General features: G+C 67.7%; 1 pseudogene. It reads left to right on the top strand.

Annotated features, from left to right (window positions below):
* Positions 1-390 (top strand): annotated as a pseudogene (locus AB0C16_RS40830) (4-hydroxy-3-methylbut-2-enyl diphosphate reductase); the annotation flags it as partial.

The following is a 390-nucleotide window of genomic DNA, read 5'->3' on the forward strand; positions in this document are numbered from 1 at the left end:
GCCCGCCGTGTCCTGCTCGCCGCTCCCCGTGGCTACTGCGCGGGCGTGGACCGTGCCGTGATCGCCGTCGAGAAGGCCCTGGAGCAGTACGGGGCCCCGATCTACGTCCGCCACGAGATCGTGCACAACAAGTACGTCGTGCAGACCCTGGAGAAGAAGGGCGCGATCTTCGTGGACGTCACCGCGGAGGTGCCCGAGGGCTCCATCGTGATGTTCTCCGCGCACGGAGTCGCGCCCACCGTCCACGCGGAGGCGGCCGAGCGCAAGCTCGCCACCATCGACGCGACCTGCCCGCTGGTCACCAAGGTCCACAAGGAAGCCGTCCGGTACGCCAAGGAGGACTACGACATCCTCCTGATCGGCCATGAGGGTCACGAGGAGGTCATCGGT

The organism is Nonomuraea sp. NPDC048916 (assembly GCF_040649575.1).
Lineage (GTDB): Bacteria > Actinomycetota > Actinomycetes > Streptosporangiales > Streptosporangiaceae > Nonomuraea.